Source organism: Aminiphilus sp. (genome assembly GCF_029975095.1).
GTDB lineage: Bacteria > Synergistota > Synergistia > Synergistales > Aminiphilaceae > Aminiphilus.
Genome location: NZ_JARKPW010000120.1, coordinates 1 through 11465, shown reverse-complemented (window position 1 = coordinate 11465; position 11465 = coordinate 1). Strand labels below are relative to the sequence as shown.

Annotated in this window: 11 protein-coding genes and 1 pseudogene; 8 read left to right on the top strand and 4 right to left on the bottom strand. The window is 67.4% G+C overall.

Features of this window, described 5'->3' with window-relative positions; all coding sequences use genetic code 11:
* The 8 genes from Q1K49_RS07290 to Q1K49_RS07255 form a co-directional block, all read left to right on the top strand.
* Positions 1–967: PTS mannitol transporter subunit IIABC (locus tag Q1K49_RS07290; RefSeq protein ID WP_300524531.1), on the top strand; the 967-nt coding region annotated here is incomplete at its 5' end.
* Positions 957–1523, top strand: a complete 567-nt coding sequence (locus tag Q1K49_RS07285) for a DUF447 domain-containing protein (RefSeq protein ID WP_300524530.1) — start codon at positions 957–959, stop codon at positions 1521–1523. The genes Q1K49_RS07290 and Q1K49_RS07285, both read left to right, overlap by 11 nt.
* A complete protein-coding gene (locus Q1K49_RS07280) occupies positions 1520–2521 on the top strand; it encodes a beta-ribofuranosylaminobenzene 5'-phosphate synthase family protein (protein WP_300524528.1) in 1002 nt (333 codons plus the stop codon). Before Q1K49_RS07285 ends, Q1K49_RS07280 begins: the two co-directional genes overlap by 4 nt.
* Positions 2503–3399: a formylmethanofuran--tetrahydromethanopterin N-formyltransferase gene (gene fhcD, locus Q1K49_RS07275; RefSeq protein WP_300524527.1), complete on the top strand. Its 897-nt coding sequence runs from the start codon at positions 2503–2505 to the stop codon at positions 3397–3399. The genes Q1K49_RS07280 and fhcD overlap by 19 nt, the downstream gene beginning before the upstream one ends.
* Positions 3396–4223 carry a formylmethanofuran dehydrogenase subunit C gene (locus Q1K49_RS07270; RefSeq protein ID WP_300524525.1) on the top strand — a complete coding sequence of 276 codons (828 nt, stop codon included), beginning with the start codon at positions 3396–3398 and terminating at the stop codon, positions 4221–4223. Before fhcD ends, Q1K49_RS07270 begins: the two co-directional genes overlap by 4 nt.
* Positions 4204–5166 (top strand): methenyltetrahydromethanopterin cyclohydrolase, encoded by a 963-nt coding sequence (gene mch, locus Q1K49_RS07265; RefSeq protein WP_300524522.1) that lies wholly within the window; start codon positions 4204–4206, stop codon positions 5164–5166. Before Q1K49_RS07270 ends, mch begins: the two co-directional genes overlap by 20 nt.
* A complete protein-coding gene (locus tag Q1K49_RS07260; RefSeq protein WP_300524520.1) occupies positions 5163–6047 on the top strand; it encodes a RimK family alpha-L-glutamate ligase in 885 nt (294 codons plus the stop codon). Before mch ends, Q1K49_RS07260 begins: the two co-directional genes overlap by 4 nt.
* Positions 6044–6982, top strand: coding sequence for a triphosphoribosyl-dephospho-CoA synthase (locus Q1K49_RS07255; RefSeq protein ID WP_300524518.1), 939 nt, complete (start codon positions 6044–6046; stop codon positions 6980–6982). The genes Q1K49_RS07260 and Q1K49_RS07255 overlap by 4 nt, the downstream gene beginning before the upstream one ends.
* Before the next feature lie 114 nt (positions 6983–7096).
* On the opposite strand, the gene Q1K49_RS07250 is transcribed toward Q1K49_RS07255, so the two are convergent.
* The 4 genes and pseudogenes from Q1K49_RS07250 to Q1K49_RS07235 all read right to left on the bottom strand — a co-directional run.
* Positions 7097–8380: an L-serine ammonia-lyase, iron-sulfur-dependent, subunit alpha gene (locus tag Q1K49_RS07250; protein ID WP_300524516.1), complete on the bottom strand. Its 1284-nt coding sequence runs from the start codon at positions 8378–8380 to the stop codon at positions 7097–7099.
* A 511-nt stretch (positions 8381–8891) separates the two neighbouring features.
* The gene (locus tag Q1K49_RS07245; RefSeq protein WP_300524514.1) at positions 8892–9947 is read right to left on the bottom strand and encodes a M20/M25/M40 family metallo-hydrolase; all 1056 of its coding nucleotides are present in this window, start codon (positions 9945–9947) and stop codon (positions 8892–8894) included.
* Between the two features lies 1 nt (position 9948).
* On the bottom strand, positions 9949–11067 hold the full coding sequence (locus Q1K49_RS07240; protein ID WP_300524512.1) for an aminotransferase class III-fold pyridoxal phosphate-dependent enzyme: 1119 nt from the start codon (positions 11065–11067) through the stop codon (positions 9949–9951).
* Positions 11034–11465: pseudogene (locus Q1K49_RS07235) on the bottom strand (uridylate kinase); the annotation flags it as partial. The pseudogene Q1K49_RS07235 and the gene Q1K49_RS07240, both read right to left, overlap by 34 nt.

The following is an 11465-nucleotide window of genomic DNA, read 5'->3' as shown; positions in this document are numbered from 1 at the left end:
GGACGCGGCGGCCCCCCTCGCCGCCGCCCGGGTCCGGGCCGAGGCGGGAGCGGACATCATCGATCTGGGCGGTCCGCCGAAGGAGCCCTATCCCCGGGTGGGAGAAGCGGTGTCCCTGCTGAAGCGGGAGGGCTTTTCCGTCAGCGTCGAATCTCTGGACCCGGAGACGCTGAACGAGGCCTCCCGGGCGGGAGCGGATCTGCTCCTCTCGGTGCACGCGGGGACGCTCGACAGGATTTCCCCGGACTGTCCCGTGGTGGTGATCCCCGAGCCGGAGACGGACATGACCTCCTTCCACCGCTGTCTGGAGAGAGCCCTCGCACGGGGGCTCTCCGTCGTGGCGGACCCCGTGCTGGACCCTCTTCTCTTCGGTTTTTCCGAGTCCCTGGTGCGCTTCACGGAGGTGCGACGCCGTTATCCCGGAATGCCCCTCCTGATGGGGGTCGGAAACGTGACGGAACTGGTGGAGGCGGACAGTGTGGGGATCAACGCCCTCCTCGCGGGGATCGCCGAGGAGCTGCAGGTGGACTACCTCCTGACGGTGGAAGAGATTTCCTGGACCGCGGGCAGCGTCCGGGAGCTCGATCTCGCCCGGCGCCTCATGCACTACGCCGGAAGGAGGCGCATGCTTCCCAAGCACCTCGTGGGAAGTCTCGTGGTGGCCAAGGAGATCCCCTTCGAGGACTACACGGAGGAGGAGCTCCGGCGGATCGCCGCCAGGGTACGGGACAAGAACTTCCGCATCTTCGTCGGAGAGGGGCGGATCCATGTGTTCAACGGCGAGCGCTTCGTCTCCGGGACGGAGGCGGGAGAACTTTTTCCGGCCCTGGGCGAGGTGGATGCCGCCCACGCCTTCTATCTGGGCCGGGAGCTCGAACGGGCCGAGACGGCGCTGCGGCTGGGAAAACACTACGTCCAGGAAGAGCCGCTCCGTTTCGGCTATCGGAATGACCGCCATGATCCTTGAGGTCCTGCTCTCCACCCTGGACGAGGACGGATCCCCCCGCATCGTTCCTGCGGGAATCCACTGGGGAGAGACGCACCTGGAACTCCTCGCCTATCGGACGAGCCGGACCTGCGGCAATCTCCTCAAAGGGCGGGGCGCCGTGGCGAACCTCTGCGACGACGCGCTCCTCTTTGTCCGCTGCGCCCTCGACGAAGCGGCGAAGAAGAAACAACCCTGTCTCCCCTCCGGCAGGGTTCCCGGTGCCATTCTCGAACGGGCCTGCTCCTACCGGGAGCTGCGACTCCTCGCCGCCCTCGGCGAGGGAGAAAGGATCCGCTTTTCCTGCGAGATCGTCGGAACGGGGACGATTCGGGAGTTTCTCGGGTTCAACCGAGCGGCGGGGGCACTTCTTGAGCTGGCGGTGGCGGCCACACGCAGGGCCTGGCTTCCCGAGGAGGCGTGGAAACCTCTGTGGAACCAGGCATGCCGCTGCGTGGAGCGCACCGGGGGGCCTCGGGAGCTGGAGGCGCTTTCGGTCCTCCAGGACTGTTTCTTCGGGGAGGAGGAAAAGGTGTGAAGGTTCGCGTCGAAACGGGATCGAGACTCCATCTGGGGTTTCTGGATCTCGGAGGAGGGGTGGGGCGCCGCTACGGAAGCCTCGGTATCTCCCTGAACCGTCCCGGGGTGCTCCTTGAGGCGGAGGCGGCTTCCGCCTGGTTCTACCAGGGGCCTGAAGCCTTCCGAGAACGGGTGGAGGAGGCTGCCGGAGCGGTGTCGCTCCTCGCGGGGAGAGCGGAGGGGCTCCCACCGATCCGGCTCTGCCTTCGCAAGGCCATTCCGCCCCACGTGGGGCTCGGTTCGGGAACGCAGGTCTCCCTCGCGGCGGGAACGGCCGTGGCGGAGCTTTTGGGCGTCCGGACGGAACCCCGGCGACTGGCTGCCCTGCTCCGGCGGGGACGCCGCTCCGGAATCGGCGTGGAGGCCTTCGCCGGAGGAGGGTTTCTCCTCGACGGTGGGATCCGGGAGAACGGCGGCACACCGCCGCTGCTCCTCCGGAGGATTCTTCCGGCGTCGTGGCGTTTCCTCGTGGTGCTTCCCGAGACGGCGCCGGGCATCTCCGGAGCGGCGGAGGAACAGGCTTTGGCCACGCTCCCTCCCGTAGACCCCGCGGTGACGGGGGAACTCTGTCGCCTCGTTCTTCTGGGCCTCCTGCCCTCCCTGGTGGAGGAGGACGGCGTCGCCTTCGGGCGGGCACTGACGCAGATCCAGCACCTCGTGGGTTCCTGCTTCCTCGCCGCCCAGGGGGGCATCTACTCCTCCCCGCTTTCGGAGCACCTGGTGACCCTTCTCCTGGAGATGGGAGCGCTGGGAGCGGGACAGAGTTCCTGGGGGCCCGCGGTGTTCGGCTTCTTCGACGATCCCCTGATGGCGGAACAGGTGCGGAAGCGCCTCCTCGGATCCAGGGAGCTCGCGGGAGGAGCGATTTTTGCGGCGGGGGGTGCGCGGGAGGGTGCCTGTATCCATTGCCGAAGGGACGCGGAAGAGGAGGAACGGTCGTGCGGTTCGCCGGAGTAGAGATCGAGGATACCTACGCGGAAGCCTTCAAGATGTGGGGGGCCCGTCTGCTTGTCACCGGAAGTTCCTCCGAGTGGGCACGGACCGCCGCCGAGGCCGCGGCGGGTTTTGCCCACTCGGTGATCGGCTGCGGCTGCGAGGCCGGGGTGGAACGGTTTCTTTCTCCCGAAGAGACGCCCGACGGCAGGCCCGGTGCGACGGTGCTCCTCTTCGCCTCGTCCCGGAAGGACCTGGAGAAGCAGTTGCTCCTCCGGGTGGGACAGGCGGTCATGACCTGCCCCACCAGTGCCTGCTACAACGCTCTCGCCGGAGAGGAGGAACTCTCCGTGGGAGGAAAGCTCCGCTACTTCGGCGACGGCCTGCAGGGAAGCAAGGTTCTGGAGGGCTCTCGTTTCTGGCGGATTCCCGTCATGGACGGAGAATTTTTCGTGGAGGACCGCTTCGGCATCCGGCGGAGCATCGGAGGCGGCAATTTCCTCATCCTCGGCGCGGATGCCCGGGCGGCCCTTGAGGCCGCCGAGGCCGCCGTCCGGGTCATGCGGCGCGTCCCCGGGATCATTCTTCCCTTTCCCGGGGGGATCGTCCGGAGCGGCAGCAAGGTGGGATCCCGCTACAAGTTCCTCTCCGCCTCCACGAACACCGCCTACTGTCCTTCCCTGCGCCCTCTCGTGGAATCGGCGTTGCCCGAGGGAACGAACTGTGTCTACGAAATCGTCGCGGACGGCCTGGAGGAAGACTCCCTTCGACGGGCCCTCCGGGACGGCGTGAAGGCCGCCTGCCGCGAAGGGGTCTGCCGCATTTCCGCGGGGAATTACGGGGGGAAGCTCGGGCAGTACGTCTTCGCTCTTCGGGATCTCTTGGGAGGTGACGCGCTGTGAAGGTGCTGCGGCCCCGGTGCGCCTTCGATGTTCCTGTGGAAGCGGAATGTCTCGTTCCGGAGCGGCTGGCGGAGATGACGACGGAAGCACTCCTCCGGCTGCCTCTGGCGTACGGACGGTTTTCCGTTCCTCTCGGAGAGCTTTTCGAAGTGGAGGCGGACGGCGCGGCGGATGCCGCGCTGCTGCTGGAGGGGGATTTCTCCCGGGTCAAGCGCATCGGGGAGAACATGGCCGGAGGCTCTCTTGAAATCCGTGGAAACGCGGGCATGCACCTGGGAGCGGGCATGTCCGGCGGGACGATCCGCGTTCTCGGCGACGTCGATGCCTGGGCAGGTGCTATGATGTCCGGAGGGTGCATCGAGATCACCGGCAATGCCGGCCCCTCCCTCGCGGGGGCCTACCCCGGGGAGACGCGGGGGATGCGGGGCGGCATGGTCCTTGTCCGGGGGGATACGGGGCTCCGCGCAGGCGAACGACTCCGCCGCGGCCTTGTCGTGGTGGGAGGTTGCACCGGCGATTTTCCGGGGCTCGGCATGCTCGCAGGGACACTTGTGGCCTTCGGCACGCTGGGCATCCGGGCCGGAGCGGGCTCGAGACGAGGCACCCTCGTGGCGCTGGGCGGTGCCCGAGGAGAGATGCTTCCCACCTACCGGGAGGCCTGTGTCTATCGGCCCGTCTTTCTGGACTGCCTTCTGCGTTTTCTGGAGCGGGAGGGGTTTTCCGTCACTGCGGAGCACCGGAGCGGCCGCTTTCGGCGCTGGGTGGGCGACGCGAACGAGTTGGGAAAGGGGGAGATTTTTGTCCATGAAAAAGACCTGCAATGAACGGAGCGTCGAAGTGGTCCGTCAGCTCGTGGAGGAAGCGGATGTCCTCGGCGTGGCGGTGCACCGCCTCGGAAACGGAACCCTGTGGATTGACTGCGGCATCGAGGTGGAAGGGTCCCTGGAGGCGGGGAGACTCTACGCGCTCGCCTGCCTCGGGGGCATGGCGGACCTTCGGTTCGACACGTTCGACCTGGACGGAATCGCCTGGCCCTCCCTCTCCGTTTCCGTGTCCCGCCCTCTGCTGGCCTGCGTGGGATGCCAGTACGCGGGGTGGAACATCGAGGTGAAGGGGGCATCGGGGACGTACCGGGCCATGGGATCGGGTCCGGGCAGAATGCGCGGTTCCCGGGAGCCGCTGCTGGATCGGTTCGACCTGAGGGAACGGACGGACGACGCGGTTCTCGCTCTGGAAACACGAACGCCCCCGGACGAGGAGACGGCCACGGCCATCGCCTTTTCCTGCGCGGTCTCGCCGGGAAAACTCGTGCTCCTCACGGCGCCCACGGCGAGCCTCGTGGGCTCGGTACAGATCGCCTCCCGGGTGGTGGAGACGGGAATCCACAAGATGATCGAGGTGGACTTTCCCGTGGAGACGCTTTTCGCGGCGACGGGAAGCTGTCCTCTTCCTCCTCTTTGCGCGGACGATACCGAGGCCATGGGACGCACCAACGACGCGGTCCTCTACGGCGGCTCCGCCTGGTACGCCTTGCGTTCCGGAGAGGATTTGTCCGTTCCGGCGGAACGACTTGCCTCGTCGAGTTCCCCCGACTTCGGTCTTCCCTTCCGGAAGATCGTCGAGCGCTACGAGGGGGATTTCTACAAGATGGATCCTCTGCTCTTCAGCCCCGCGGAGGTGGCGGTGAACGACCTGGCGACGGGAAGGACCTATTGCGCGGGACAGATTCGTGCGGATCTGCTCCGGAAGGAGTGGCTCGGGTCGTGAGAGCGGCCCTCGTGGGCAACCCCGAGGGATGGCACGCAACCCAACTGGCGGCGGCGCTGGAGAGACGGGGCGTTTCGGTGAGCCGCTTTCCCGCCACGCGTCTTTTCGGTTCCATCGGCGCCTCTCCGGGCGCGTCCTCTCTCGGGACATCCCTTGCGGACCAGGATCTCGTCCTGGTCCGGGCGATTCCGTCGGGCTCCCTGGAACAGGTGATCTTCAGGCTCGACGTACTGCACCTCCTCCGGCGCAGAGGCGTCCGGGTGGTCAACTCCCCGGAGGCGCTGGAGCGCTCGGTGGACAAGTTCGCCACCAGCGCTCTGCTGGAGGAGGCGGGGATCCCCACACCCCGCACGGAGGTGACGGAGACTCTCGACGAGGCGCTGGCGTGCTTCCGCAGGCTCGGCGGGGACGTGGTGGTGAAGCCCCTTTTCGGCTCCGAGGGGAAGGGGATTGTCCGCCTTCGTGATCCCGAAACGGCGTGGATGACCTTCCGCGCCCTGGATCTGGGGCGCTCCGTGTTCTACCTTCAGGAATTCGTGCCCCATGGCAACGAGGATTTCCGTCTCTTCGTCGTGGGAGAAGAGGTGGCGGGCGCCATGGTCCGCCGCGGAGAGGACTGGCGCAGCAATCTCGCCCGGGGGGGCAGGGGGGAGCGCTTCGTTCCCGACGAGCATCTCCGGTCCCTGGCGGTGCGGGCTGCCCGCGCCGTGGGTGCCTTCTACGCCGGAGTGGACATTCTTCCCGGCCCCGACGGTCCCCTGGTGGGAGAGGTGAACGGCATTCCGGGATGGAAGGGGCTCGAATCCGCCCTGGGGGTGTGCATGGCGGAGCTGCTGGTGGAGCGTCTTCTCGGCGCTTCCTTCTCCGGGGACGTGTCATGAAGGACGGGCGGACCCGGAGGGAGGTAGTCCGCCACGTGGAGCTTGCCTGTCTTCTGGAGGTGGGGGCGCCCAAACCGGGCAACGTGAACCGCTTCGCCGATTTTCACGACGCCGCCCTGGAGGATTTCCTCGTGAGCGCCGTCGCCGTGGGCGAGACCTTCCGGCGGACCCGGCGCTGGTCCGTGGGGACGCTGGTGCTTCGCGGCGTCGCCGCCACTCGGCGCCTCACGGGGACCAACACGAATCTGGGCATGCTTCTCCTGCTGGTCCCTCTCGCCATGGGGGCCCTCGTCGCTCCCCGAGGAACCCTGCGACAGGGCGTCCGGGAGGTGCTGCGCGGAACGAGCGCGGAGGATGCCCGGCAGGTCTACGAGGCCATTCGTCTCGCCTCTCCGGGAGGACTCGGCAGCGCTCCCACCCACGACGTGACGGATAAGACAGCAGACCCTCCCTTGTTGTCGGAGGCCATGGAAGCCGCCGCGGAAAGGGATTCCGTGGCCCGGGAGTACTCCCGGGATTTCGAGTGCACCTTCGGTCTCGTCCTGCCCGCGCTGCGCGGACACCTCGCCGCCGGAGCGGACCTGAGCGACGCGGTGGTGCGCACCTTTCTTCAGGTGCTCGCGGTGGTTCCCGACACGCTCATCGCCCGAAAGGCCGGAGACGAAGAAGCGCGGCGCATCTCCCGTCTGGCGGCGGAGCTTTTCGCCGCCGCGCCTTCCGCCGCTGCCTCTCCGCTGGAGCGACCGTTCCTCCGGGAGTTCGATGCCCTTCTCCGTTCCGGAGGAAACCGGACGAATCCCGGGACCACGGCAGATTTGGTCGCGGCGGGACTCTTTTGCCTTCTCTCGGAGAACCCCGGCGGCCGGGACGAAACGGTACTGCGCTTCCGCAGAAGCGCCGCCGGAGAAAAGTTTCGGAGAAGAGGGAAGCTCTGAAAAAAGGCTCCGCCGCTTGCGGAAAACGCGGATGCGGCCTGCGGTCGAGAGAGGGCGCGATCGGCCCTTCTCGGGCTCTCGGGCGGTGTCCCCGGAAGAAGCGGCGGAGAGATCTCACGCGCCGGTGATGATCTGCAGGATCACCTCGTCCGTGTCCTTCATGCCGGTGGTGCTGATGCGCCCGAGATGGCGGATGCTCTCCTCCGCGCTGGAGACGACGATGCCGTTCTTGCCGCTCATGGCTACCCCCTTTACGGCCAAAAGCGCCGCGAGAAGGGCTTCGCCCGCGGAGGTGGCGATCTTCAGCGCACAGTCGTGCTTGGCCCCGTCGCAGAGCAGTCCCGCGAGATTGCCGAGCATCATGTTGATCGCCGCGGCGATGGCGTCGTCGTCGCCGCCGAGCATCCAGGTCATTCCCGCGGCGGCTCCCGTTCCGGCGGCCACGGCGCAGCCGCAGACCGGTGAGAGCCGTCCCGTGAAGCTCTTGATGTAGAGTGTCACCAGGTGACTGAAGGCCAATCCTCTCACGAGAACCTCTTCGCCGAGCTCCCGGGCGTCCGCCAGGACCTTCAGAGGAACGATTGCGGTGATGCCGTGGTTGCCGCTTCCCGCGCTGCTCATCACCGGAAGGGGAACGCCTCCCATGCGGGCGTCCGTGGCGGCGGCGGCGACCATGCGGACCTTGCAGAGCAGGCTGTCCTCGATGACCCCCTCCCGCAGCAGCTCCCGGAAGGACCTCCCGATGCCGAGTCCGGCCCCGAGGCGAAGCCCCTCCTCGGCCATGGCCATGTTCATGGTCACGCCCTCCAGCAGAAACCGCAGCTCCTCCGGAGGAATCTCCCCGATCTCCCGGCGGAGTTCCGCCAGGGAAAGGCACGTCACGTCGAAGTCGTCTCCGGAAACGCCGGAAGCGCCGCTTTCCGTGCACCGAGCCGCCGCGAAGACGATCTCGTCGTTGTGAGTGATGCGCACCACCTCGTCGTGCTTGTTCGCGATGACCGCCTCGACCGCGTCCGTGGCCGTCTCGACTGTGGCTGACACGTACACGCCGGTCTTGTCCCGGTCGAAACGCACCTCCACGAGGGGAAGCAGCTCCTCCGCCCGTTCGTAGTCCTCTTTCGAGCAGTTCTTCAGCACTTCCAGGCCGAGGTCCGGATTTCCCCCCGCGAAGGCGAGGGCCGCCGCGTAGGCGTTGCCCGTCTTGTCCGTTCCGGGGATGGTGACGCTGAAACCGTTCTTGTAGATGTTCGGGCTCACGACGACGAGAATCCGCTCCGGTTTCCCCCGGACGAATTTTCGTGCGTTCGCCGTCGCCAGAGCGACAGCGATGGGCTCCGTACAGCCCACGGCGGGTTTCACCTGTCTTCGCAGTGTCTGGAGCAGTTCCTCCCTGTACATGATGGGCGTTCTCTCCTTTGGGGGCCGCCGAAAGGGAGACGGGGATCTCGCCTTTTCGATGCGGACGCGGGGAAGATCGTTTTCCGAAAAGACAGAAAAGCGGCGCTGCTTCCGGAATCCAGAAGCAACAGTACCACATCTCGAAAGCCCTCTTCAAGGGAAAGGACATTTCCGTGGGGCCGCCCCCGTGGCGCGAAACCCACGAGGCGCGGCCGGAGTCCAGCCCCTACCTCAACATGGACCTGTTGATCGCACACACAAAGGCGCTCCTGGAAAAGTGCGGCTCATCGCCGCAGACGGCCGCCGAACACCATGAAAACCTTTTTGCGCAGGCTTGACGCACACAACTTTTGCACACAGGCGTGATCACGCCGCTGCGTTCTCCCGGGCGGTTTCTTCGGGGTGTGGGGGAATGTTCCTACGAAAGGCACAAAAGAGTACCGGAAACTCCTCCGGGAAAGAGGGGTGTCCGGTACCCGTCGCCCGGCAGTCCGAGGAAAAACGAGCGCGTTCAGGCTCTTTCCGAGGCGGCGAAGGCCGAAAGGGCTCTCTCCACCACCGTCGTCGCCGTTTCCAGATCGTCCAGATTGAGCCGTTCCTGGTCCGTGTGGTCCAGTTTGCTGTCTCCGGGGCCGTAGGCCACCAGAGGGCATCCCCAGGCGGCGGCGAGATTGAAGTCCGCCGTGCCCCCCTTGGCCAAAAGCCGCGGAGCGGTGCCGAGCACGGAGCGCACCGCCGTGCGAAAGGCGAGCACGGCGGGGTCGTTCTTCGGGCGTTCCGCCGCGGCCACGGAGTCCACCACCTCCAGCTCCACCTGCTGCAGCGTCGCGAGAATCTCCAGGTTTCGGAGCCATTCCTCCGGGTCCGCTCCGAGGGGAAGGCGCAGGTCCAGCTCCACCAGAGCATGCCGCGCCCCCTCCTCCCGTCCTTCCATAAAGGCCACCGCGCCGGAGGTGCGGGCCGCGAGAGGGGCCGTTTTGTCGTCCCGGAGTTCCACCTCGTCCAGAACGGCTGCGGCGGCCCGGAGGCAGGCCGTCAGAGGCCCGGCGGAGCCGCTCCGGTGCGCGCCTCCGTCCCGGGCGGAAAGGCGCAGGAGGAGCCGTCCCCGGTAGGCGAGGGTGACGCCGTCCGTTCCTGAGGGCTCGCCGATGACACATCCGCACGGGGTGTGTCGGGGGAGGCGGTGGCGCATGCCCCGGGAATCCCGCTCCTCCCCCACGGCGCCCACGAAGGTGAGGCGCCATCCCTCGGGGAGGCGCGCACGCCCGCCTCCCACGACGAGGGCGCAGAGAGGTCCCTTTGCGTCCACGGTGCCGCGCCCCCAGAGAATCCGACCGTCCCGGCGCAGTGGAGGTCCTCCGGGAACGGTGTCCACGTGTCCCACCAGAAGAAGTTCCCGCTCCCCCCGCCCTCTCGTGGCCACCACGTTTCCCACCTCGTCCAGAAAGGGATCCTGCCATCCGAGGGAGGAAAGGGCGTCCCGGAGATGGCGGCAGGCTCGCTCCTCCTGCCCCGAGACGCTGGGGATGCTCGCCAGTTCTTCGAGGAGCCGTTCCGCCGCGGACATATCACACCGTCTCCAATGCGTCCGCGAGAGCGGCCACGGCGCGTCGAACGCTCTCCTCCGAGGCGGAAAGCGGCGGCAGAAAGCGCACCGCCTTGGGTCCCGAGGAAAGGGCGAGGACGCCCCGTTCCTGCAGGGCCGTCACGAGGGGGGCCGAAGGCTCGTCGAGAGACACCCCCACCAGAAGCCCCAGGCCGAGTACGCCGGTGATCCGGGGCGAAGAAATCGCCCCGAGGGCGTCGCGAAAGATCTTTCCCAGGGTCTCCGCCCGCTCGGGCAGACCTTCCTGGAGGAGGCCGAAGGCGGCGTGCCCCACGGCGCAGACCAGCGGGTTGCCTCCGTAGGTGGAGCCGTGTCCTCCCGGAGGAAAAGAGCCGAGCCGCCGACGCCACAGAAGAGCCCCTGCGGGAAGTCCTCCCGCGAGCCCCTTGGCGAGACAGACCAGATCGGGGTCGAGCCCCGTCCGGAAAGAGGCGAGGAGCGCGCCGCAGCGCCCCCATCCAGTCTGGATCTCGTCGGCCACGAGGAGCGCCCCCCACCGGCGGCATGCCTCGGTGACGGCCTTGCCCACCTCGGCGGAGAGGGTGGCCATGCCCCCCTCTCCCTGGGCGGGCTCCACGAAGACCGCCGCCACCTGCTCGTCCACGGCGTCCGGAAGATCCTCCGGCTCCAGATGCTCCACGGAAAGGAGCAGATCCTTCCAAGGGGCGCGGTAGCGTGGATTGAAGGTGAGCCCCAGCGCTCCCAAGGTACGGCCGTGAAAAGCCCGGCGGAGAGCGAGAATCCGCCGCCGCCCGGGATGGACCACCCGGAGGAGCTTGAGCGCCGCCTCCACCGCCTCGGTGCCGCTGTTGCAGAGAAAGGCCCGGCTCTCCGGAAGGAGCGACTCCAGATCCGCGAGGAAACGCTCCCGAAAGGGCGAGGCGAGCCCCGCGCCGATGGTCCAGGGGAAGGCCGCGGCCTCCTCCAGCGCGAGGCGGAGGCGGGGATGGGCATGCCCGAAGAGGGCCGCGCCGTGCCCGGCGAGAAAATCCACGTACTCCCTTCCCGTCGCGTCCGTCACCCGGTCTCCCGAGCCGGACAGGATGGTCAGCCCGCGAGAACCGTAGAGGGAGTGCTCCATAGATGCGTTCCCCTTCCTGAAAGGGCCGATTCCAGAGGACGCCGCACGCGACTGTCCCCGAGGATGACTTTCGGTACGCCTGACTCCAACGCTTCCCGACAGGCCCGGAGCTTGCGTTTCATGTTTCCCTGCGCCGCCTTCTCCAGGGAGTCCCAGCTCTCGAGGCTTCCCGAGGGGATGAGCGTCGCGGCGTTTCTCGGGTCCGCCAGAAGCCCCGGCACGTTGGAGAGAATGAGCAACACCTCCGCGCCCAAAGCTCCCGCGAAGGCCGCGGCGAGACGATCTCCGTCCACGTTGAGGTTTTTTCCGCTCTCCCGGTCCCGGGCGAGGGGTGGAAGAACGGGAAGCATTCCCTTCCGCCATGCCTCCTCAAGGAGCGTCGTCTCCACCCGTGTCAC